The following is a 22,329-nucleotide window of genomic DNA, read 5'->3' on the forward strand; positions in this document are numbered from 1 at the left end:
GTACACGCCCGACCGGCGGGACGACGCGCCCCACCGCGTGCGCGCGTCGCCGTACGCGCCGGCGGCACCGCCACGGGCTTGGGCCCGGCACCGGCCGCAAGGGCCCAGGCCGCCGCCGTGACGGGGGCTGAGCCCCAACGGCCCTCGCACGCGCTTTGAAGCCAGCACCAGCCGCGCAGGCTTCAGCCGCGGCGCCATTCGCACGGACCCGAGGCTCCGCAGCAGCGGCCTCGGGACCGAGTCACGGCGACACCCACACAGCCAGCACCAGCCGCGCGGGCTTCAGGTCCGGCGCCGACCGCGCCAGGTGCGGCCGTGGCCGGGCGCCGGGCGGGGCCTGCCGGGTGGCGGCGTGTCACATCGACCAGAGGCCCTTCGCTGTCGTCGTCACGCCGCCCGCGAGGGCGAGGGTGAGGATCACGACGCGGGCCCAGCGTTCGGGGACGCGGTCGGCCAGGACGCGGCCCGCGAGGGTGCCGACCGCCATGCCCGCGGCGGCCAGTGCCCATACCGGCGGTGCCAGGTGCGGCAGGCCGCGCTTGGCGGCCAGCGAGAAGGCGTTGACCACGACGCCGTAGAACTGCGCGTTGGGCACGAACTCCGCGACCGACCACTCGGCGTTGACCGCGTAGAGGGAGACCGCGGGGCCGCCCACCCCGGCGGAGGCGTTCATGAAGCCGCTCGCCGCACCCGCGGTGAGCGCCCCGCCCCGCCCGCGCAGCGCGGGGACCCGCACCCCGCACGCGATCACCGTGACGGCCAGCACGACCAGCAGGCCCATCCCGGTGAGCAGGCCGGGCTCGGGGACGTGGCCGAGCGCCCAGGCACCGGCCGGTACGGTGCAGGCCGCCGCGGCGACGAGCGGGACCATCGCGGTCAGCCGCACCTGGCGCCAGGTGTCGATCAGGCCCACCGCGCTGATCAGCAGCGAGGCGCAGTTGGACAGGCCCACGCCTTCGCCGGGCCCCACGAGCAGCACCAGCGAGGGGACGGCGACCAGCGCGAAGCCCATGCCCGACATGCGCTGCACGGTGGAACCGGCGAGGACGATGCCGGCCAGTGCGAGCGCGTCGGCGGGGCCGTTCACGCCGTGCCGCCGCGGCGGGCCAGTGCGGCCCTGGCCACCGCCGCGTATCCGGCGAGGCCCACGGCGGCGCCCGCGCCGCCGCCGAAGGCGACGGCCGGGATGAGGTCGAAGACCGTCGCGTCGCGCAGCGGCCCGTCCCAGCCCGCCAGCCGCGTCGCGACGCCCACGGCGGTGGCCGCACCGATCAGCACGCCCGCCGCCGCCTTCGTCCGGCGGGACAGCCGCAGCCGCCGCACCGGCCGGTCGGCGTGCGGCGCGGGTTCGGCCGCGGCGGCCCGCAGCGTGCGCACGCCGTACCAGCCGATCACGCCGAGGCCCAGCACGGACGTGGAGAACTGGAGGTCGTAGTACAGCGGACGCCCCAGCACGGTGCGGTCCAGCACGGGCAGCAGGCGTACGCCCACCCGGCCGCCGTGCGTGAAGGCGTCCCAGACGACGTGCGTGGCAGCGCCCGCCGCGGCGGACACGGCGAACCAGCCGGCCCCCGCAGCGCCGCGGCTGCGGCCGGTGGGGGCGGTGAGCGCGTCGGCGGCGTCGGCCCAGCGGGCGGGCAGCAGCGCGAACAGCGGCTCGCGCAGCAGCAGGTGCCACCCGGCGGCCAGCAGCGCGGCGATCGCCACGTCCGCGGTGGGGATGCCCAGCGGGCTGTGGGTGAACTGCCCGTAGCCGAAGGTGCCGTGCACCAGCGACTCGGTGAAGTACGGCACGTCGGGCGCGAGCGATCCGGCGACCAGCGCCGAGGCCACCAGTGGGCCGCGGGGCCGCCCGCCGGGCAGCAGCGGGAGCACGGCGGCGGGGTGGCTCAAGGTGAACGGCACCCCGCCATTCTGCCCCTCGCCCGCACCGGCGGCCCGGTCGGCCCGGTCGGGGACCGCCGTTGTCCGGGCCGCCGGTGCCGGGCGGCGTCAGGGCGTGTAGACCTGGGGCCGCGGCGGGGTCGGCATGCCGTTGCCGAGGAAGAAGCTGGGGTGCGGCGGCTGGTTGTAGGCGGTGTTCTGCCATGCGAGGGCGGTGCGGTACTGCGTGTCGTGCAGCAGTGTGGTGATCCGCAGGTCGGTCGGGGTCGGGGTGGCGTAGATCCGCAGCGCCCGGTTGTCGGACGTGGGCCAGACGACCTCCTCGCGCCAGTCGCCGAGCAGGTCGCCGGACAGCGTCGGGGTGGCCTTGGTGCCGTTGTTCGAGTGGACGCCGGAGGCGGTCAGCAGCCGGGTGTCGGAGCCGGTGCCGTACTTGTCGATGTGGGTGTCGTCGAGCAGTTCGCGGACGGGGTCGCCGTCCCACCAGGCGAGGAAGTTCGTGGAGCCGGGCTTGCGGCCGATGTTCTGGCCCTTGGCGCTGTACAGGCCGCTGACCCCGGAGGACCAGGATTCCGCGCCGGGGCTGCCGGCGTAGATGTCGTCGGAGACCCCGCGGCCGTTGTCGCAGCCGCAGCTGGGGTTGGACCACAGGATCTGGCCGGTCTTCGCGTCGGCGAACCACGCGGCGAGCTTGGAGGTGTCCTCGTCGACCTTGAAGACCTCCAGGCCGGGGTGGCTGGGGTCGAGGTCGCCGACGTGCAGCGCGTCGCCGTGGCCCTGGCCGGTGTTCCACAGCTTCGCGCCGTTGTCGTCGATCGCCATGGCGCCGTACTCGATCTCGTCCTTGCCGTCCCCGTCGAGGTCGGCGGTGACGAGCTGGTGGTCGCCCTGTCCGGCGTAGGCGCTGTTGCCGGAGTCGTTGCTGTCGAACTTCCAGCGTTCGGTGAGCTTGCCGTCCCGCCAGTCCCACGCGGCGATCACCGTGCGGGTGTAGTAGCCGCGGGCCATGACGATCGACGGGCGCTTGCCGTCGAGGTAGGCCGTACCGGCGAGGAAGCGGTCGACGCGGTTGCCCTACGAGTCGCCCCAGGAGGAGACGGTGCCGCGCGGCGGGTCGTAGTTCACGGTCTGCATGGCCGCGCCGCTGCGCCCGTTGAAGACGGTCAGGTACTCCGGGCCGGACAGCACGTAGCCGGAGGAGTTGCGGTAGTCCGCGCCGGAGCTGCCGATCACCGTGCCCGCGCCGTCCACCGTGCCGTCGGCGGTCTTCATGACGACCTCGGCCTTGCCGTCGCCGTCGTAGTCGTAGACCTGGAACTGCGTGTAGTGCGCGCCCGAGCGGATGTTGCGGCCGAGGTCGATGCGCCACAGCCGGGTGCCGTCGAGGGTGATGCCGTCCAGGATCGTGTCGCCGGTGTAGCCGGACTGCGAGTTGTCCTTGGCGTTGGTCGGGTACCACTTGAGGACCAGGTCGAGGCGGCCGTCGCCGTCGAGGTCGCCGACCGAGGCGTCGTTGGCCTCGTAGGTGTAGGCGACGCCGTCGGGTGTGGTGCCGCCCGCCGGGGGCGAGATCGGCACGTCGTGGTAGCCGTTGGCGAAGGACAGCGAGGCGGGCGAGGCAGCCTGCTCCGTGCCGTTCACCACCGCGCGCACGGTGTACGAGGCCCCGGCCGCGGCGCCGCTGTCGAGGTAGTCCGTCGCGCCGGTCAGCGGCGAGGCGTTGACCTTGGTGCCGTCGCGGTAGACATTGAAGGCGACGTCGTTCGGGTCGGTGCCGAGCCAGCGCCAGGACACCAGGTTGGCGGAGCCGCTGCGGACCGAGACGACCCCGCGGTCCAGCTTCTCGACCTGGCGGCCCTGCCCGGTGGCGGGCGGGCTCGTCGGGGGCGTCGTGGGAGGCGTTGTCGGGGGTGTGGTCGGCGGGGTGGTCGGGGTGGTGGAGCCCGTGCAGGCGACGCCGTCGAGGGCGAAGTCGGTGGGCGTGGTGGCGGTGGCCGAGCCGGTGAGCGCGCCGTTGAAGCCGAAGGAGGCGGTGCCTCCGGAGGGGATGGCTCCGTTGTAGTCGACGTTGGTCGCGGTCACCTTGGCGGCGCCGAGCGTCACGTTCGCGCTCCACGCCTGGCTGACGGTCTGACCGGCGCCGAACGTCCAGGTGAGGGACCAGGACGTGACGGCGGCACCGAGGTTGTGGATCGTCACGGACGCGCCGAAGCCGCCCTGCCAGGAGTTGGTCACGGAGTAGTCGACGGCGCAGCCGGCCGTGGCCGCGGCGGCGCCGGGCGGTGCCTGCACGGCCCAGGCGGCACCGGCCGCGACGAGCGCGCCCGCCGTGGTCGCCGCCCAGGCGCGGCGGCGGCGCGGGCGTGGCTGAGGGGTGGTCATGGATCCTCCTTGTGGCGTGGGGGGAAGGAGTGTGACCCGCAGCCATAGTGGGAGCGCTCCCATGACCGGGTCAACGGGCGCGCCCGGATTCCTCCCACGCCTCCCCCTCCGTGCCCCGGCCGGGGCACGGAGGGGGAACGAGGCCGCGGGTCACTGCGCCGGGAGGGCCGCCTCCCGCAGGACGCCGCCGGTGAGATCCAGCCGGCGGGTCACGCCGATCCCGGCGAGGAAGCGCTCGTCGTGGCTGACGACCACGAAGGCGCCCTGATAGGCCGTCAGCGCCGACTCCAGCCGGGCCACTCCGCCGAGGTCGAGGTTGTTGGTCGGCTCGTCGAGCAGCAGCAGCTGCGGCGCGGGTTCGGCGTACAGCACGCAGGCGAGCGTCGCCCGCAGCAGCTCGCCGCCGGACATCGCGCCGACCGGCAGCTCGGTGGCGCGCGGCCCGCGGAAGAGGAAGCGGGCCAGCAGGTTGAGCCGCTCGGCCACCGGCATGCCGGGCGCGTACCCGGCCAGGTTGTCGGCGACGGACCGCTCCGCGTCCAGCAGGTCCAGGCGCTGTGAGAGGTACGCCGAGCGGCCCTCGGCCCGGGTCAGCCGCCCGGCGTCCGGTTCCAGGTCGCCGCTGAGCAGGCGCAGCAGGGTCGATTTGCCCGCGCCGTTCGCCCCGGTCAGCGCGATGCGCTCGGGCCCGCGGACGATCAGGCCGACGCCCTCCCCGGCGAAGATCTCGCGTCCCGCGCGGCGGACACGCAGGCCCTCGCCGGTGAAGACGGTACGGCCCGCGGGCACCCGGGTGGCGGGCAGGTCCAGCACGATCTGGTCGTCGTCGCGCACCGCGCGCCCGGCCTCGTCCGCTCGGGCCCGCGCGTCGCCGAGCCGGGAGGCGTGCATGCCGCCCGCCTTGCCCGCGGACTCCTGGGCGCGGCGCTTGAGGCCGCCGGCGACGATCTTCGGCAGACCCGCGTCGGCGACGTTGCGGGCGGCGTTGTTCGCCCGCCGCTCGGCGCGCTCGCGGGCCTGCTGCATCTCCCGCTTCTCCCGTTTGACGTCGGCCTCGGCGGCCCGCAGGTTCTTCAGGGCGACCTCCTGCTCGGCGGCCACCGCCTCCTGGTAGGAGGTGAAGTCGCCGCCGTACGTGCGGATCGCGCCGTCGTCCAGCTCGGCGATCTTGTCCATGCGGTCGAGCAGCGCACGGTCGTGGCTGACCAGCAGCAGGCAGCCGGTCCACTCCTCGACGACGGTGTGCAGCCGCTGCCGGGCCTCGCCGTCCAGGTTGTTGGTGGGCTCGTCGAGCAGCAGCACGTCGGGCCTGGCCAGCAGTTGCGCGGCCAGGCCGAGCGTGACGGTCTGGCCGCCGCTGAGGGTGTGCAGCCGGCGGTCCAGGGCGACGTCGCCGAGGCCGAGCCGCTCCAGCTGGGCGCGGCTGCGGTCCTCCACGTCCCAGTCGTCGCCGATGACGGCGTAGTGGCGCTCGTCGGTGTCGCCGGACTCGATGGCGTCCAGCGCGGCCACGACCGGGGCGATCCCGAGGACGTCGGCGACGGTGAGTTCGCCGCTGAGCGGCAGCGTCTGCGGCAGGTAGCGGAGCACACCGTTGACGGTCACGGTGCCGCCGGTGGGCCGCAGTTCCCCGGCGATCAGCCGGAGCAGGGTGGACTTGCCCGCGCCGTTGGGCGCGACGAGCCCGGTCCGGCCGGGGCCGGTGGTGAAGGACAGGTCCTGGAAGACCGGGATGTCCCCGGGCCAGCTGAAGGACAGGTGGGAGCACAGGATCTGGGCGTCGGACATGACGGGACCTCGGGTACGGCAGGGCGGGGAGCGCGCGCTCACCCGCGGGCGTTCAGGGACGACGAATCGGCCCCCGGCGGTGCACCTCGTGCGCCGCCCGGCGGCCCGGGGCTCCGGAATCACCCGGAGATGTCGTCGTCACCCGCCACGCGTGGCCTCCCTCGTCCCGGGCCCGCGGGGCCCGGAGCTGATCTTCCTGCTCTCCGACTGTACCAAGGCCCTCCCCGGACCGGGGCGGGCCGCGCGGTCAGCCCCGGCCCGGCTCCCGGGCGACGACGCGGAAGACCGGCACGGCCGGGGCCGCGGCGGCGAAGGCGTCGGCGGTGGGCTCGGCCACCAGGCCGTTGCGCAGGAAGGCGCCGACGCCGCGCGGATTCTGCCCAGGGAATTCCCGCAGGACGACCCCGCGCTCACCCGCGGGCACCTCGACGAGGCCGACCTCGCGGGTCTCGCGCCCCCGGGTGAGCGTGCCGCGACCGGCCGCGCGGGCGTTCTTCACCCACTCCGCGTGCGGGTAGGCCTGGCAGATGTACGTGGCCCCGTGGATGGTCACCGGGGCGACCGGCGTGGTGCGCGGCAGGCCCGTCCTGCGGCCGGGGACGGTCAGCAGCTGCGTCGGCCCGAGGGGCAGCCCCGCGCGGTGGAGGAGGACGACCACCCGGTTGCGTACCCGGCCTGCCGTGCTGATCGCGCTGCGCGTCGTCATGCCGGGCATCCTGCCACGCCGCAGGCCCGGCGGGAGGGGTCGGGATCCGGCCGCCGGGACCCACGGGAAGCGCCGCCGCGGCGGTCAGTCGCCGTGCATGGCCGCCATGTCGAACGGGTCGTCGACCCCCTCGTAGGCGAGCGTGAGGGACATGCCCCGGGAGGCGTGCACCAGGTTGTGGCAGTGGACCATCCACAGGCCCGGGTTGTCGGCGGTGAAGGCGACCTTCCACACCTCGCCCGGCTTGACGTCGAAGGTGTCCATCGTCAGCGGGCTGCCGGTGACGGGGTCGCCGTCGCGGGACAGGATGCGGACCGAGTGGCCGTGCAGATGCCAGGGGTGGGTGGCCAGGCTGCGGTTGACCACCGTCATCTCCACCCGGTCGCCCTTGCGCACCACGAGGGTCGGCACGTGCGGGAAGGCGTGGCCGTTGACCGTCCAGTCGCGGCCCTTGACCGGACCGGACAGCGACAGGCCGCGGTCCAGGACGAGGGTGAAGCGACGGTCGTAGGTGCCCGTACCGGCGGCCGGACGCGCGGCGGGGCGGCCGTAGGAGAGCAGGTCGAGCGTGGGCCAGGACGCGGTGTCGGGGGCCGCGGCGGGCTTGCCGCCGCCGGGGACCAGGCGCAGGCCGTGCGCCCGGTCGTCGTCGACCAGCAGCGCGACGGAGCCGGACGGCATCGTCAGCCGCACGTCGTAGCGGCCGCCCGCGGCGAGGCTGAGCGCGGTGCCGCGCAGGGTGCCGGGTCCGTCGACGGCGTTGCCGTCCACCGCGGAGAGGGTGAAGGGCGCGCCGGCCAGGGTGAAACGGTGGGTGACGTTGTCGGTGTTGATCAGCCGCAGCAGGACGGGCCTGCCGGGCGCGACCTGCCGGGTGTCGAGGGTGTCGCGGGTGCCGACGGCGGTGACGCCGTCGAAGGTGTGCACGGGCACGGAGATGTCGGCGGCGCCGGCCGTGTCCGCGGAGCGCGGGGTGACCACGAGCGAGCCGAACAGGCCCTTCTGCACACCCTGGTTGGAGTCCTGGTGGGTGTGGTACCAGTACGTGCCCGCCTGGGCGGCGAGGAAGCGGTAGGTGAAGCTGTGCCCGGGGGTGACGGCGTCCTGGGTGAGGCCGACGGCGCCGTCCTCGGCGGACGGGACGTCGTAGCCGTGCCAGTGGATCGACACCCCCGCGGATATGTCGACGTTGTGCAGGGTGACCTCGACGAGGTCGCCCTGCACCGCGGTGATCGGCGGGCCGGGCACGGTGCCGTCGAAGGTCCAGGCGGCGACCTTGCGGCCGGAGGCCAGGGTGACGGTCGCCTTGCGGGCCTGGAGGCTGTAGTGCCGCACCGTGCCGCCGGGGTCGGGGGCGGACGGGCCGGTGAGGGTGGCCACCGAGACGCCCTTGGCGGGCGGGTAGGCGATCGCGGGGCCGCCCCCGGCGTCGGTCGCCGGGGTCCCGGCGAAGGTCGTCAGCGCGCCCGCGACCCCGACCACGAAGGCCACTCCCCCGGCGCCGAGCACGACACCGCGCGGCCGCCCGTCCAGCACCCACCACGCGGCGAGCGACAGCAGCGCCACCAGGGCGACGGTGACGAGCGCGACGGCCACGGTGACCGGGTAGCCGATCAGCAGCGTCACGACCACCCCGGCCAGGGCGGCGATCCCGGCACCGAGGAGCGGGACGGCCACCGGCGCGGTGTCGCCCTCCAGCGGGCCGCGGTCGAGCGCGGGCCGGAGCAGCCGCCGGGTGGCGACGACCGCGGCGACCGCGGCGGTGACGACCTGGAGCGGGAGTTCGAGCAGCACCTTCTCCTGGACGAACCACCAGCCGCCGCCGGTGCCGAGCAGCACCACGAGCACCACGCGTATCGCGGTCAGCAGCAGGCCGAGGCCGGTGAGGGCGGCGGCGATCAGCGCCTTGCGGGAGACGGCGGTGGCGCCCGCCGCGAGCCAGGCCGCCGCGGTGAGCGCGACGGCCAGCAGGTCGAGGGTGATCAGGTCAGCAGTCACGGGCGGTGTCCTCGTCGTCCCTGTCTCGCGTCCGGTGGGTGAACGTGTGCAGGCCGCACCGCGCCGGGGGTGCGGAGCGCACGGCTCCGCCCGTACCGTCCCCGCCGACAGCCCGATAAATCTAACATGTTGTCAAAGCACTGCCGCGGACACCCCCGTGTGCCCGCCCGCGGCAGCCCGGCGCGGCGCGGATATCCTGGCGGCCATGGACGACGACCCGGCGGGCCGCGGCGAGGGGGCGGCACGGCGCCGCCGCTCCGACGCCGAGCGGAGCATCGCCGCCATCCTGGACGCCGCGCTCGTGTGCGTCCCGCTCGACGGGAACGTCAACATGTCGGCCATCGCCCGCACCGCGGGCGTGAGCCGGGTGACGCTCTACACCCACTTCCCCACCCGCGAGGCGCTCGTCGACGCGGCGCTGGAGCGGGCCTTCGCGCAGACCCTGGACGTGATCGCGCTGCTGCCGCTGGAGGACGGCCCGCCGCGCGAGGTGCTCGGGCAGCTCATCGGCTCGTCCTGGCAGGTGCTGGAACGGCACCGCAACCTCTACCGGGTGGCCTCCGGCACACTGCCGCCCGAGCATCTGCGCGGCTACGCCGAGTCGGTGCTCGGCACGATCGGGCGGCTGGTGCGGCGCGGCCGCGAATCCGGGGACTTCCGCACCGATCTGCCGGCCGACTGGCTGGTGGCCACCGTCTACACGCTGATGCACCTGGCCGCCGAGGAGGTCGCCGAGGGCCGCCTGGAGCCGGGCGCGGCCGGTGACCTGGCGCGCCGGACGATCCTGTCGCTCATGACCGCGGGGGCCGCGCCGTAGCCGCGCGCAGGCGCAACGGCCTTACGCTGCACGGATTCCGGGACAACCCCTAGATCCTCCTAGGAGCCGGGTGCCGCCCGGCCGCGCTCGCTACCCTTGACGCGCAGACGGAGCTGGCCGGTGTCGCTCCGTCACGGCCGGATCCGGCATGCCCGCATCCCGAAAGGACGCCCCGCCATGCGCAAGGTCTTCCTCGTCCTGTGTGTCCTGCTGCTCGTCGCGATAGGCGTGCAGTTCTACCTCGCCGGCGTCGCCGTCTTCACCAAGCCGCAGACGGACAGCACCTTCGACGCGCACAAGGTGAACGGGGAGATGATCATCCTGCCGCTGGCGGTGGTCGCCACCATCGTGGGGGCCGTGGCGAAGGTGCCCCGCAAGCTCATCGGCACCACCTTCCTGATCGCGCTGCTGGTGCCCGTACAGGTCCTCATCAACACCGTCGGCGGCCGGGACGACGACCGGAGCAGCCACGTCGGCGCCGCCATCATGGGCCTCCACGTGATCAACGGCCTGATCATCCTGTTCGTCGCCCGCGCCGCGTTCGTCGGCGCCCGCACCCTGATGAAGTCCGGCGCCGACCCGCAGCCCGCCGCCGCGCCCGCCGCCCCGGGCACCGGCTCCGCCGCCGACCCGGTCGGCTGACACCCGCGCCGTCCGCGGCAGCCCGTGGTCCGGTGGCCGTCTCCTCGCCTGTCAGAGGAGACGGCCACCGCTGTTTTTCCGCACCTCCACCGCGATCCCAACTTCCCGCGCGGGTCGTCGAAATGGCGCGCTTTCAGTACGGTGAGCACGCCCGGCACGGCATCCCGCCGGGGTCGGATACCATGTCCGGATCTCTGAGTTGTACAGAACAACCGCCCCTGCGGCAGCACTCCGCCGCGGCGGTGGCGCCGATCAGGGTCGTCCCTCGCGACCCCCACGGAGGTGGTAATGCACGCCGCACCGCACCATGTGCTGGAAATGGCGATGGACGGCCTGCTCAGGCAGCGCGGTGTGCTGGATCCGTCACGGGCGGTGCCGGGGCTCGGGGCCTCGCTCTCCGAGTCGCTCGCGCTCGGCTACCTGTCCGCCGGACCGTGCGTGCAGCACGAACTCGGCTCGTACCTGGGCCTGGAGAAGAGCACAGTGAGCCGGCTGGTGGCCGCGATGACGGCCAAGGGATGGGTCGAACGCGCCCGCGACCCCAGCAACCGGCGCTTCCAGAAGGTGGTGCTGACCGGCGCGGGCCGCCTGGTCGCCGACCGGATCGCCGAGGCCGTGCGGCTGCGGCACGAGCGCTGGCTCGCCGCGCTGTCCGCGGAGGAGCAGCACGCCCTGGCCGTCGGGCTGCCCGCGCTGGTACGGGTGATGTCCGCCGAGTTCGAGGCCGCCGACGGCGTCGGCTGAGGCGGAGGCCGATGCGGACGCCGGGGCCGGGCCGCGCGGGTCAGGGGCGGGCCGCAGGGGCCGCCGGAGCCGCGGGGGTGAGCGGGACACCGCGCACCAGCTGGACCATCACCAGCACCACGCCCGCCGTCACGCACTGGTCGCTCAGATTGAAGATGCCGCCGTGCCCGACCTGGATGAAGTCCAGCACCGCGCCGCGCCCGAAGGCCGGGGTGCGGAAGAGCCGGTCGGCGAGGTTGCCGCCCGCGCCCGCGAAGACCAGCCCGAGCCCGACGGCCCAGCCGGTGGACCGTATCTCCGGCGCCTTGCGGGCGATGAAGGCCAGCACGCAGATCGCCAGCAGGGTGAAGACCAGCGTCGCACGGGGCGCGAAGGAGCCGGCCGCCCCGGAGTTGCGGTAGGCCGTGAAGGTGACCAGGCCGCCGAGCACATGGGTGGGCTGGTGGCCCTCCACCAGCTCCGCCGCGACCGCCTTGGTGGACTGGTCGACGGCGATCCCGGCCGCCGCCGTGATCCACAGCGCGCGCTGCGCCACACCCCGTCCCGGCATCGGCAGCCTCCCGTGTCCTCGTCGCCCGCCCCACGAGCCTACGCCCGCGGCGCCCGCTCCCCACGGCCGCCCGCCATGACCTCGGCCACCGCCGTCCCCCGACCGGCGGCTTCCGGACATCCCCCCGAACGGCCCCGCTGCCCGGCGCCGCGGGCGGGAAGGCTGGACCCGGACGACTCCCCCGCCGCCTGGAGGCCAGCATGCCCGACGCATCCGAACCCGCGACGCCCCCGACGCATCCCGGACCGGCTCTGCCCGACGACGAGCTGCGCGCCCTCGACGCCCACTGGCGGGCCGCGAACTACCTCGCCGTCGGCCAGATCTACCTCATGGCGAACCCGCTGCTCACCGAGCCGCTGCGCCCGGAGCACATCAAGCCGCGGCTGCTGGGCCACTGGGGCACCTCCCCAGGGCTCAACCTGGTGCACACCCATCTCAACCGGGTGATCCGCGCCCGCGGCCTGGACGCGATCTGCGTGTGGGGCCCCGGCCACGGCGGACCGGCGGTGCTGGCGAACTCCTGGCTGGAGGGCAGCTACACCGAGACCTACCCCGACATCACACGGGACGCCGCGGGCATGGGCCGGCTCTTCGAGCAGTTCTCCTTCCCCGGCGGGGTGCCCTCGCACGTCGCGCCGGAGACGCCGGGCTCGATCCACGAGGGCGGCGAGCTGGGCTACGCGCTCAGCCACGCCTACGGCGCCGCGCTGGACAACCCCGGCCTGCTGGTCGCGTGCGTGATCGGCGACGGCGAGGCCGAGACCGGACCGCTCGCGGCGTCCTGGCACTCCGACAAGTTCCTCGACCCGGTCCACGACGGGGCGGTGCTGCCGATCCTGCACCTGAACGGGTACAAGATCGCCAACCCCACCGTGCTCGCCCGCCTCCCGCGCCCCGAGCTGGACGAGCTGCTGCGCGGGTACGGCCACGACCCGATCCACGTCGGCGGCGACGACCCCGCCGAGGTGCACCGTGCGATGGCCGCCGCGATGGACACCGCCCTGGACCGTATCGCCGCCTTCCAGGACGCCGCGCGCACCGGCGGCTCCACCGAACGGCCGCGCTGGCCGGTCATCGTGCTGCGCACCCCGAAGGGCTGGACGGGCCCGAAGGAGGTGGACGGCGAGCCGGTGGAGGGGACGTGGCGGGCCCACCAGGTGCCGCTGGCCGGTGTCCGCGACAACCCCGGCCACCTGCGGCAGCTGGAGGACTGGCTGCGCTCCTACCGCCCGGCCGAGCTGTTCGACGAGGACGGCCGCCCGCGCCCGCAGGTGCTGGAGTGCGTGCCGGCCGGTGAGCGGCGGCTCGGCGCGAACCCGCACGCCAACGGCGGGCTGCTGCTGCGCGACCTGCCGCTGCCGCCGCTGGACCGCTTCGCGGTGCCCGTCGACACCCCCGGCACCTCGCAGCACGAACCCACCCAGGTGCTCGGCGAGCTGCTGGAACTGGTCATGGCCGAGACCGCCGGGCGCCGGGACTTCCGGCTCGTCGGGCCGGACGAGACCGCGTCCAACCGGCTCCAGTCGGTCTACCAGGCGACCGGCAAGGCGTGGCAGGCCGGTGTGCTGGCCGTCGACGAGAACCTGGACCGGCACGGGCGGGTCATGGAGATCCTCTCCGAGCACACCTGCCAGGGCTGGCTGGAGGGCTACCTGCTGACCGGGCGGCACGGCCTGTTCTCCTGCTACGAGGCCTTCGTGCACATCGTCGACTCGATGGTCAACCAGCACATCAAGTGGCTGCGCACCACCCGCAAGCTCCCCTGGCGCCGCCCGATCGCCTCGCTGAACTACCTGCTCACCTCGCACGTGTGGCGGCAGGACCACAACGGCTTCTCGCACCAGGACCCGGGCTTCATCGACCACGTGCTCAACAAGGCACCCGAGGTCGTCCGGGTCTACCTCCCGCCGGACACCAACACCCTGCTCTCCGTCGCCGACCACGTGCTCGCCTCACGCGACTACGTCAACGTCGTCGTCGCGGGCAAGCAGCCGTCCTTCGACTGGCTGCCGATGGACGCGGCGATCGCGCACTGCGCGCGCGGCGCGGGCCTGTGGGAGTGGGCCGGCAGCGAGGACGTGCGGCGCGGGCCCGACGTGGTCCTCGCCTGCGCGGGCGACGTCCCCACCCTGGAGGTGCTGGCCGCCGCCCAGCTGCTCCGCCACCACCTGCCGCAGCTGGCCGTACGGGTCGTCAACGTCGTGGACCTCGCCCGGCTGCTGCCCAGGGAGGAGCACCCGCACGGCATGTCCGACGCGGAGTACGACGCCCTGTTCACCCCCGACAAGCCGGTGATCTTCGCCTACCACGGCTACCCCTGGCTCATCCACCGCCTCGCCTACCGCCGCCGCGGCCACGACCACCTGCACGTGCGCGGCTACAAGGAGATCGGCACCACCACCACCCCCTTCGACATGGTGCTGCGCAACGACCTCGACCGCTACCGCCTCGTCATGGACGTCATCGACCGCGTCCCCGGCCTCGCCGTCACCGCGGCCGGGGTGCGCCAGCGCATGGAAGAGGTCCGGCTGCGCCACCACACCTGGATCCGCGAGCACGGCACCGACCTGCCCGAGGTCGCGGAGTGGCACTGGCAGGGCTGACCGCCCGGCGTCCCGCGGGCCCGGTCAGCGCGGCACCCGGGCCCGGCCCGCGGCGGCGCCCGGCTCCGCCGCGAGGTCCGCGAGCAGGGTCAGGGCGGCGGCCAGTTCCCCGGCGCCGCCCGCGGCCCGCGTCCCGGCCGCCGCTTCGAGGGCGGCCAGCAGCCCGGTGTGGTCGGCGGCGACCCGCGCGGCAGCCCGCTGGTGCAGCGCCCGGCCGCGCGGGGCCAGGTGCAGCAGCACCCGGCGCCGGTCGCCGGGGTCGGCCCGGCGGTGGACCAGGTTGTCGGCGACCATCCGGTCGACCAGCTTGGTCAGGCTCGGCGCGGGCATCAGCGCGTAGTCGGCGATCTCCGACATGGGCAGCCCGCCCGCCCCGGCGACCGCGCTGAGCACCCGCCACTGCTCGACCGAGCAGCCCTCGGCCGCCAGCAGCTCCGACTGCCGTGCCACGACGAGGCGTTCGGCCCGGCTGAGGACGAGCGCGAGGTCGCGCCCGGGGTGCCGCGACGGCTGCGAGGGCATGTTTGCCGGTGTCCTTTCCCGGGACTACTGTTCGGCCACACTAGGAGGTCTCCGCAAGGGTGCCGGGACCGGGTCCGCCGTTCCCCCGCCGTGCGCTGCGCCGTGCCGCGCGCCGCCCCCGTACCCTCGCCCCCTCCGGAGGTGGCCGCATGCTCCCGCCGGCCCGCAGCCTCCGCACCGTCCCGCCCGGCAGGCCCGCCACCGGCGCCGACCGGCCGCTGGCGGTGGCCCTGGTGGTGCCGCTGCACGGGCCCGGCGGCATCCTCGGACCGTCCTGCGAGCTGGCCGCGCAGCTCGCCGCGGAGGAGCTGAACGCCGGGGGCGGGGTGGCGGGCCGCCCGGTGCGGCTGGTCCCGGTGGACGGGGCGGGACCGCCGCGTCAGGTGGCCGCCGAGGTCGAGGCGCTGGTGCGGCTGGGGGCGGTGGACGCGGTGGTCGGCTGGCACATCTCGGCGGTGCGCCGGGAGCTGGCCCCGCGCGTCGCGCACCTGGTGCCGTACGTCTACACCGCGCAGTACGAGGGCGGCGAGCGCACCCCGGGCGTGTTCCTCACCGGTGAGACCGACCGCCGTCAACTGCGCCCGGCGATGCGGATGCTGGCGGAGGCGACCGGGGTACGGCGCTGGTTCACGGTCGGCAACGACTACGTGTGGCCGCGGGTCACGGCGGCCGCGGCCCGGCGGTACGCGCACGACTGCGGCGGGCGCACCGTGGGCGAGGCGCTGCTGCCGCTGGGCACCGCCGACTTCGGCCCGGTGCTGCGGCGGATCGAGCGCGCCGAGGCGGACGCGGTGCTGATGCTGCTGGTCGGGGCGGACGCGGCGGGCTTCAACCGGGCGTTCGCCGCGCGCGGGCTGCCGGACCGCTGCCAGCGGCTGAGCACCCACATGGACGAGAACATCCTGCTGGCCAGCGGCGCCGAGGGCACCGCAGGGCTGTGGGCGGCGGCGGGCTACTTCGCGTCCCTGGCCACCGCGCAGTCGCTGGACTTCGCCGGGCGGCTGACCGGCCGCTTCGGGCTCGACGCCCCGGTCGTGGGCAGCCTCGGCGAGTCCTGCTACGAGGGGCTGCGGCTGCTGGGCGCGCTCGCCGAACTGGCGGGCGGCTGCGACGTCCGGGCGATGCACGCGGTACGGCAGTCGGTCGGGTACGAGGGCCCGCGCGGCGCCCTGCGGCTGCGCGGCAGCCATCTGGACCAGCCCGTCTACCTGGCCCGTGCGGACGCCTTCGACTTCGCTGTGCTCGCGCAACTGTGAGCTCGCTCCTCCCCCGCCGACCGGGTGCCGGGCGGCCGCGCACGGCCTGGGCATTGACAGTACCTTCCGCAGGAAATATTTTCTGGGGGAAGCATCTGCCCGGCGGCCGCACCTGTGACGGCGCCCGGCGGGCCGCCGTACGGCAGCCCGCCCGTACCATCGGCGGCCCGCGCCCCCGGGCCCGCGGCGGAATTGCCCGCGCACTTCTCGGTGCGCCCGGAAATACCTCTCCCTATTTCCTTCCGCCTCTCTTTCTACGCGCGTCACCCGCATTCTTTCCCGGTCACCCCTTTTAAAGAGCCGGACATCGCCGGGAAACACGCGAGCGGGACTCTTCCAACGCCGCGAAGGGCCCCGCCCCGCGCGGCGGAACCACGACCCGCGGACGTGAAAAGGGAGTTCTCGTGACGGACACGGTCGACACCTCCGCGCCCCCCGGCGGCGCCACCGGCACCAGGACCCGCCGGTACGGCAACTGGGCGAGGAACACCACACTGGAGGACTACTCGCTGCGCTACGCGCCGAAGTCCTTCCGCCGCTGGAGCCCTTACGTGGTGGCCACCACGGCGCTCGGCGGCATCGCCTACCTCGCCGACTTCGCGATCGGCGGCTCCATCGCGATCTCGCACGGATTCGGCAGCGCACTGCTGGCGATTCTCGCCGCCGCGGTCACCATCTTCCTCACCGGAATTCCGATCTCGTACTACTCCGCCCGCTACTCGATCGACATGGACCTGCTGACGCGGGGCGCGGGATTCGGTTACCTCGGCTCCACGCTGACGTCGATCATCTACGCCAGCTTCACCTTCATCTTCTTCGCCCTCGAAGGCTCGATCATGGCCCAGGCACTCGACCTGGGCCTGCACATCCCGCTGGCCGCCGGATATCTGATCTGCGCGCTGATCATCCTGCCGCTGGTCTTCTACGGGATGACCGCGCTGTCGAAGATGCAGGTGTGGACGCAGCCGGTCTGGCTGGTGCTCATGGTGGCGCCCTTCGTGTCGATCGCGATCCAGGACCCGCACGCCTTCTCGCGGTTCACGCACTTCGCCGGCAACTCCCCGACAGGCTCGTCGGTCAGCCTGCTCGGGGTGGGCGCGGGCGCCGGGGTGGCGCTGTCGCTCATCGCGCAGATCGGCGAGCAGGTCGACTATCTGCGCTTCATGCCGGACAAGACGCCCGCCAACTCCCGCCGCTGGTGGAGCGCGGTGCTGGCGGCGGGTCCCGGCTGGGTGGTGCTGGGCGCGGCCAAGCAGATCGGCGGCGCCTTCCTCGCCTTCTACATCGCCGGGCACGTCGGGCTGAGCAAGGCCAACGAGCCGATCCAGCAGTTCGTCTCGGGCATCCACACGTTCGCCGCGCCGGTCGCGCTGGGACTGGCGACGTTCTTCGTGATCCTGTCCCAGATCAAGATCAACACGACCAACGCGTACTCCGGCTCGCTGTCGTGGTCCAACTTCTTCTCCCGGCTGACGCACCGCCACCCCGGCCGGGTCGTCTACATCTTCCTCAACGTCGGGATCGCGCTCGCCCTGATGGAGGGCGGTGTCTTTGGTTTCCTCAACACCGTGCTGGGCTTCTACTCCAACGTGGCCATCGCGTGGATCGGCGCGGTCGTCGCCGACCTGGTGATCAACAAGCCGCTCGGCTTCAGCCCCTCCTACATCGAGTTCAAGCGCGCGCACCTGTACAACTTCAACCCGGTGGGCTTCGGTTCGATGCTGGTGGCCTCCGCCGTCTCCATCGCCGCCTACTTCCACGCCTTCGGCGAGTACGCCAAGGCCTTCTCGCCCTTCATCGCGCTGCTGGTCGCCATGGTGCTGTCGCCGCTGCTGGCGGTGGCCACGAAGGGCCGCTACTACATCGCCCGGATCGACGACCAGCCCGAGCCGCTGTTCGCCGAGGACGGACTGCTGTCGGGGGCGACGCTGACCTGCTCGGTGTGCGCGGAGGACTTCGAGCGCCCGGACGTCGCCGGCTGCCCCTTCCACGCCGGGGCGGTGTGCTCGCTGTGCTGCAGCCTGGAGCGGGACTGCCACGACATGTGCAAGTCCGCCGGGCGCGGCGGCGGCCCGGTCGATCTCGGGATGCCGTCTCCCGCCGGGAGCTGACACCGGCTCACCCCCGCGTCCACGGACACGGATCCGGACGTCCGACGTGCCGGCCCGCGGCTGATGCCGCGGGCCGGCACTTTGCTTGCGTCAGGGGTCTTTACGGCGTCCCCGTCGATGGTCTAGAACGACAGTCATCCGATGTTATGGCAGCCGCGCACCCCGTTTGGGCACGCGGCTGCCATGCCGTGCAGAGAACCCGTCAGGAAGCAGGCGCATTCATCGGACAACTACGGCACTGCCGTAGACCGAGAGCCGTATCGACGCCCTGGAGGGCCTCGTGCAGATATCCCCCCGCCGCCCCCGGCGGGTTCCGTACAGACGGGCCGTCGCGCTCTGCACGGCCGCGCTCACCGCCCTCGCGGGCGCGGCCGTGCTGGACGCGGGCTCCGCCGCCGCGGCCACCGGGCCCACCACCGCCTGGCGGCACGGGCAGTTCGCCCTCGACCCGTCCGGCGTGGTCAGCCGCTCCGACCTCGTCCTCGGCGCCCCCAACCTCGACCCCACCGCGTCGATGCCGCTCGGCAACGGTTCGCTGGGGGTGGCCGCGTGGGCGGAGAACGGCTTCACCGCCCAGCTCAACCGTTCCGACACCATGCCCGACCGCAAGTCGCCGGGCCGGCTCACCATCCCCGGCCTGTCGGTCATCTCCCACGCCGCCGACTTCCACGGCGAGCTCGACCTCACCGACGGGGTGCTGCACGAGTCCGGCGGCGGCATGTCGCTCAGCGCGTGGGTCTCGGCGGACAAGGACGAGCTGGTCGTGGACGTGACCGGCGCCGACCCGGCCGTCCCGCAGACCGCGAGCATCAGCCTGTGGTCGCCCCGCAAGCCCACCGCCGCCGTCTCCGGCACGGTCGGCACCCTCGCCGAGACCTGGACGGACCAGGCCCCGCCGATCGGCACCGGCGCGACCTTCGGGTCGCTCGCCGCGATCACCGCGGGCGGCCGCCAGGTGAGCACCTCGGTGGCGAGCCCCACAGAGGTGACGGTGGGCTTCACCCCGCACGCCGACGGCAGCTTCCGGGTCGTCGTCGCCTCCCCGGGCTGGACCGGCGGCACCCCCGAGGCCGCCGCCAAGGCCGCGTCCAGAACCGTCGGCGGCGACGCCACCGCGTCCGTCGGGAAGCTGCTCAAGAGCCAGGACCGCTGGTGGGGCGACTTCTGGTCGCACACCGGCCTGATCTCGATGACCTCGGCCGACGGCAGCGCCGACTACATCGAGAACCTCCGCACGCTCTACCTCTACGAAGAGGCGGCGTCGATGAAGGAGGGCAGCCTGCCGGGCAGCCAGGCCGGCGAGGCCGACATGTTCGCCTGGAACAAGGACGCCCAGACCTGGACCCCGTCCGCGTACTGGCTGTGGAACCTGCGCACCCAGATCGCCGCCAACATGAGCAGCGGCAACTACCAGCTCAACACCCCGATCTTCGACATGTACGCCGAGGACCTGCCGGCCATCGAGGCCTGGACGAAGCAGCAGATGGCTGGCCGCCCCGGCGCCTGCGTGCCGGAGACCATGCGCTTCAACGGCAACGGCATCTCCCCCGGAGCCGGCGAGAACGGCTCGTGCAGCGAGCCCGGCAGCCCCAACTGGAACGCCCTCGACATCTCCTCGGGCCCGGAGATCGCCCTCTACATGTGGGAGCAGTACCAGGGCACCGGCGACAAGGCCCAGCTCAAGCGCTACTGGCCGTTCATCAAGTCCGTCACCGAATTCCAGCTCGCCTACCAGAAGCCGGGCGCCGACGGGCTGCTGCACGCCAACGCCAACGCGCACGAGACACAGTGGGCGGTGCAGGACCCGACGACCGACATCGCCGTCGACCGGGCCGTCTTCCCGCTGATCGGGCAGATCGCCGACGTCCTCGGCACCGCCAAGGGCGCCGACAAGGACCTGGTCTCCCGGGTCGGCACCGCGCTCACCCGGATCCCGCCCTACCCGCGCACCGACCAGGCCACCCGCAGCAAGCTGCTCAACCCCGGCTACACCGAGGCGGAGACGGCGGCGGCCGACGCGACCGGCACGGACATGATCGCGATCTCGTACGAACCGGCCGCCGAGCGCCGCAACGGCGAGAACATCGAGCTGGAACCGCTGTGGCCGTGGAACACCGTCAGCGACCAGGACCCGAGCCTCTTCGCGGTGGAGCAGCGCTCCTACGACCACCGGCCCAACAAGGGCGGCAACGACTGGTCGATGGACGCCATCGACGCCGCCCGGCTCCAGGACCCGGCCGAGGTGCGGGCCGCGCTGATCTCGATCACCGAGGGGCACCAGGTCTACCCCAACGGCTTCGCCGACCTGGGCAACTCCGTGGGCTTCCAGCCCTACATCGAGCAGGAGTCCGGTGCCGCGACCGCCGTCGCCGAGGCGCTGGCCCAGAGCTACGACGGCATCGTGCGCTTCGCCCCGGCCTGGCCCGCCGACTGGAACGGCGCGGGCAGCGTCTACCTCCAGGGCGGCACGAAGGCCGACGTGCAGGTGCAGGACGGTCAGCTCACGACCGCCGCGATCGAGGCGGGCGGTACCGGCACCCTGACGGTCAAGAACCCGTGGCCGGGCAAGGCGACCGAGGTCGTGGACGGCAAGAACGGCAAGGCCGTCGTCCGGGCGAGCAGCGCGGACCTGCTGACCGTACCGGTCAAGAAGGGCAGGACCTACGTGGTGCAGCAGGCCGCAGCGCCGACCGCGGACCTGCCCTTCGCGCCCGTCACCGGCACCGCCCCGAAGGCGGCCCGGCACCTGGGCGGTGTGCAGCTCGGCCTCGACGCGGGGCTGCGCTCCGGCAGCGCCACCGTCGGCACCGTGCTGGGCGGCACCGACCGGGACTTCGGCCTGTCCCTGACCGCGGCCACCGCGTCGTCCCCGGGCGACGTCGGCGGGCTCACCGCCCGCACCGCGGACAGCGACCTGTCGTTCGACGTCGCCGGCGACGTGGCCGCCACCGGCTCCTACGGCGCGAAGCTGGACGTCTCGTACTACGACGCGGGCACCGGCTCGCTGTCGGTGCAGTACGACGCGGGCGCGAAGGACCGCTACCACGAGGCCGGCACCATCGCGCTGACCGGCAGCAACACCTGGAAGTCCGCGAGCGTCACCCTGGACGGGGCCTGGTTCGGCGGCCTCCAGACGGGCGGCGGCGACCTGCGGCTGCACTCGGCCGCCGGGCCGTTCAGCGTGCACAGCGCGGCCCTGAGCGTCACCGGCGCCTGGGTGCCTGACCGGCACGCCTTCCCGCCCGCCCCGGCGATCACCACCCCGCGCACCGGGGCGACCGTCAAGCTGGACTCCGCGGTTTCCGGCACGACTGTCCCGAACGGCACCGTGACGGTGCGCGAGGCGTCCGGACCGCTGTGCACCGCGACCGCGGACGACGCCGGGGCGTGGAGCTGCGCCCCTGACGGCGGCTTCACCCCGGGGCGGCAGACCGCCACGGCCACCGTGACCGACCCTTCCGGCCCGGTCAGCGACGCCTCGGCCGGGGTCGCCTTCGACGCCTCCGACCTGCCGCCGGGCACCGCCGTGGTCGGCACGGTCGTCGGCGAGGACAACGCGGCCTACGGCCTGAGCCAGGACGAGCGGCCCTCGGGCGGCTTCGACGGCCCGACGACCGCCTCGGTGATCGACGGCCTGTCCGCGCGCACCAGCACCCAGAGCAACATCTACTTCGACATCGACGACTCGATCGCCCACGCCGGGTACTACTCGGCGTCCTTCACCGTCTCCTACTACGACCAGGGCACGGGCTCGTTCTCCGTGCAGTACGACAACGGCACCTCCGACCCGTACAAGTCGACCGCGGGCATCGCGCTGACCGGCACCGGCACCTGGAAGACCGCCACCGTGACCGCCACCGACGCCTACTTCGGCGGGCAGCAGCACTCCGCCGCCGACTTCCGGCTGCGCAACGGCGGCGGGCAGGTGACGGTGCACAGCGTCACGGTGAGGATCAGCGGCGACGGGGTGCCGGACCGCACGCTGTTCGCGCCGCCGGTGACCGTCTCCTCCCCCGCGGCGGGCGCGGCCGTCGGCGCCACCCCGGCCGTCACCGGGACCGCGGAGCCGGGCGCCCGGGTCGCCGTGACGGCGGACGGGGCGGCGCTGTGCGCCGCGTCCGTCGCCGCCGACGGCACCTGGACGTGCACCGCGGACGCACCGCTCGCCGAGGGCCCGCACACCCTGGAGGCGACCGCCACCGACCCGACCGGCACCCCCGCCGCTCCGGCCGCCGTGGCGGTCACGGTGACCTGACACACCGACACCGGGAGGTGCGCACACGACGCGGGGGCGGTCCGGCCGGACCGCCCCCGCATCACGCGTTC

The 22,329-nt window shown here is 73.9% G+C and carries 14 protein-coding genes and 2 pseudogenes; 7 read left to right on the plus strand and 9 right to left on the minus strand.

Annotated elements, in window-relative coordinates; all coding sequences use genetic code 11:
* Positions 1–355 precede the first annotated feature (355 nt).
* The 7 genes and pseudogenes from ACH4PY_RS31465 to ACH4PY_RS31495 form a co-directional block, all read right to left on the minus strand.
* Positions 356–1,087 carry a sulfite exporter TauE/SafE family protein gene (locus ACH4PY_RS31465; RefSeq protein WP_398190735.1) on the minus strand — a complete coding sequence of 244 codons (732 nt, stop codon included), beginning with the start codon at positions 1,085–1,087 and terminating at the stop codon, positions 356–358.
* The gene (locus ACH4PY_RS31470) at positions 1,084–1,905 is read right to left on the minus strand and encodes a DUF4184 family protein (RefSeq protein WP_398190738.1); all 822 of its coding nucleotides are present in this window, start codon (positions 1,903–1,905) and stop codon (positions 1,084–1,086) included. The genes ACH4PY_RS31465 and ACH4PY_RS31470 overlap by 4 nt, the downstream gene beginning before the upstream one ends.
* A gap of 87 nt (positions 1,906–1,992) precedes the next feature.
* Positions 1,993–3,741 (minus strand): annotated as a pseudogene (locus tag ACH4PY_RS31475) (rhamnogalacturonan lyase); the annotation flags it as partial.
* A 150-nt stretch (positions 3,742–3,891) separates the two neighbouring features.
* Positions 3,892–4,329 (minus strand): annotated as a pseudogene (locus tag ACH4PY_RS31480) (cellulose binding domain-containing protein); the annotation flags it as partial.
* An 87-nt stretch (positions 4,330–4,416) separates the two neighbouring features.
* Positions 4,417–6,054 carry an ABC-F family ATP-binding cassette domain-containing protein gene (locus ACH4PY_RS31485; RefSeq protein ID WP_398190741.1) on the minus strand — a complete coding sequence of 546 codons (1,638 nt, stop codon included), beginning with the start codon at positions 6,052–6,054 and terminating at the stop codon, positions 4,417–4,419.
* Between the two features lie 247 nt (positions 6,055–6,301).
* On the minus strand, positions 6,302–6,760 hold the full coding sequence (locus ACH4PY_RS31490; protein WP_398190744.1) for a nitroreductase family deazaflavin-dependent oxidoreductase: 459 nt from the start codon (positions 6,758–6,760) through the stop codon (positions 6,302–6,304).
* A gap of 84 nt (positions 6,761–6,844) precedes the next feature.
* Positions 6,845–8,758 carry a multicopper oxidase family protein gene (locus tag ACH4PY_RS31495; RefSeq protein WP_398190746.1) on the minus strand — a complete coding sequence of 638 codons (1,914 nt, stop codon included), beginning with the start codon at positions 8,756–8,758 and terminating at the stop codon, positions 6,845–6,847.
* Between the two features lie 205 nt (positions 8,759–8,963).
* Between ACH4PY_RS31495 and ACH4PY_RS31500 the strand changes: the two genes are divergently transcribed.
* From ACH4PY_RS31500 to ACH4PY_RS31510, 3 genes are all read left to right on the plus strand, one after another.
* Positions 8,964–9,575 carry a TetR/AcrR family transcriptional regulator gene (locus ACH4PY_RS31500; protein WP_398190749.1) on the plus strand — a complete coding sequence of 204 codons (612 nt, stop codon included), beginning with the start codon at positions 8,964–8,966 and terminating at the stop codon, positions 9,573–9,575.
* 177 nt (positions 9,576–9,752) lie between these two features.
* The gene (locus ACH4PY_RS31505) at positions 9,753–10,217 is read left to right on the plus strand and encodes a DUF6220 domain-containing protein (protein WP_398190752.1); all 465 of its coding nucleotides are present in this window, start codon (positions 9,753–9,755) and stop codon (positions 10,215–10,217) included.
* A gap of 288 nt (positions 10,218–10,505) precedes the next feature.
* Positions 10,506–10,961 carry a MarR family winged helix-turn-helix transcriptional regulator gene (locus tag ACH4PY_RS31510; protein WP_398190755.1) on the plus strand — a complete coding sequence of 152 codons (456 nt, stop codon included), beginning with the start codon at positions 10,506–10,508 and terminating at the stop codon, positions 10,959–10,961.
* 40 nt (positions 10,962–11,001) lie between these two features.
* Here ACH4PY_RS31510 and ACH4PY_RS31515 read toward each other — a convergent pair whose 3' ends face one another.
* Complete coding sequence (locus ACH4PY_RS31515; protein WP_398190758.1) at positions 11,002–11,511, minus strand: signal peptidase II; 510 nt, start codon at positions 11,509–11,511, stop codon at positions 11,002–11,004.
* 200 nt (positions 11,512–11,711) lie between these two features.
* Between ACH4PY_RS31515 and ACH4PY_RS31520 the strand changes: the two genes are divergently transcribed.
* Positions 11,712–14,114: a phosphoketolase gene (locus ACH4PY_RS31520; RefSeq protein WP_398190761.1), complete on the plus strand. Its 2,403-nt coding sequence runs from the start codon at positions 11,712–11,714 to the stop codon at positions 14,112–14,114.
* A 24-nt stretch (positions 14,115–14,138) separates the two neighbouring features.
* On the opposite strand, the gene ACH4PY_RS31525 is transcribed toward ACH4PY_RS31520, so the two are convergent.
* Positions 14,139–14,636 carry a MarR family winged helix-turn-helix transcriptional regulator gene (locus ACH4PY_RS31525; protein ID WP_398190763.1) on the minus strand — a complete coding sequence of 166 codons (498 nt, stop codon included), beginning with the start codon at positions 14,634–14,636 and terminating at the stop codon, positions 14,139–14,141.
* Between the two features lie 149 nt (positions 14,637–14,785).
* Here ACH4PY_RS31525 and ACH4PY_RS31530 point away from each other — a divergent pair, with 149 nt between their 5' ends.
* The 3 genes from ACH4PY_RS31530 to ACH4PY_RS31540 all read left to right on the plus strand — a co-directional run bounded on the left by ACH4PY_RS31530 (position 14,786) and on the right by ACH4PY_RS31540 (position 22,258).
* Positions 14,786–15,892, plus strand: coding sequence for a substrate-binding domain-containing protein (locus ACH4PY_RS31530; protein ID WP_398190766.1), 1,107 nt, complete (start codon positions 14,786–14,788; stop codon positions 15,890–15,892).
* Positions 15,893–16,296: 404 nt separating this feature from the next.
* Positions 16,297–18,003, plus strand: coding sequence for a purine-cytosine permease family protein (locus ACH4PY_RS31535; protein ID WP_398190769.1), 1,707 nt, complete (start codon positions 16,297–16,299; stop codon positions 18,001–18,003).
* Positions 18,004–18,283: 280 nt separating this feature from the next.
* Positions 18,284–22,258 (plus strand): Ig-like domain-containing protein, encoded by a 3,975-nt coding sequence (locus tag ACH4PY_RS31540; protein ID WP_398190772.1) that lies wholly within the window; start codon positions 18,284–18,286, stop codon positions 22,256–22,258.
* Positions 22,259–22,329: the final 71 nt, after the last annotated feature.

The organism is Streptomyces sp. NPDC021224, from assembly GCF_044332905.1.
In the GTDB taxonomy this organism is placed as follows: Bacteria; Actinomycetota; Actinomycetes; order Streptomycetales; family Streptomycetaceae; genus Actinacidiphila.

What these genes read in the sequence shown, in the direction of transcription:
- ACH4PY_RS31485 (WP_398190741.1), bottom strand. Translation starts at nt 6,054, where the DNA reads ATGTCCGACGCCCAGATCCTGTGCTCCCACCTGTCCTTCAGCTGGCCC.
- ACH4PY_RS31490 (WP_398190744.1), bottom strand. Translation starts at nt 6,760, where the DNA reads ATGACGACGCGCAGCGCGATCAGCACGGCAGGCCGGGTACGCAACCGG.
- ACH4PY_RS31500 (WP_398190749.1), top strand. Translation starts at nt 8,964, where the DNA reads ATGGACGACGACCCGGCGGGCCGCGGCGAGGGGGCGGCACGGCGCCGC.
- ACH4PY_RS31505 (WP_398190752.1), top strand. Translation starts at nt 9,753, where the DNA reads ATGCGCAAGGTCTTCCTCGTCCTGTGTGTCCTGCTGCTCGTCGCGATA.
- ACH4PY_RS31510 (WP_398190755.1), top strand. Translation starts at nt 10,506, where the DNA reads ATGCACGCCGCACCGCACCATGTGCTGGAAATGGCGATGGACGGCCTG.
- ACH4PY_RS31515 (WP_398190758.1), bottom strand. Translation starts at nt 11,511, where the DNA reads ATGCCGGGACGGGGTGTGGCGCAGCGCGCGCTGTGGATCACGGCGGCG.
- ACH4PY_RS31520 (WP_398190761.1), top strand. Translation starts at nt 11,712, where the DNA reads ATGCCCGACGCATCCGAACCCGCGACGCCCCCGACGCATCCCGGACCG.
- ACH4PY_RS31525 (WP_398190763.1), bottom strand. Translation starts at nt 14,636, where the DNA reads ATGCCCTCGCAGCCGTCGCGGCACCCCGGGCGCGACCTCGCGCTCGTC.
- ACH4PY_RS31530 (WP_398190766.1), top strand. Translation starts at nt 14,786, where the DNA reads ATGCTCCCGCCGGCCCGCAGCCTCCGCACCGTCCCGCCCGGCAGGCCC.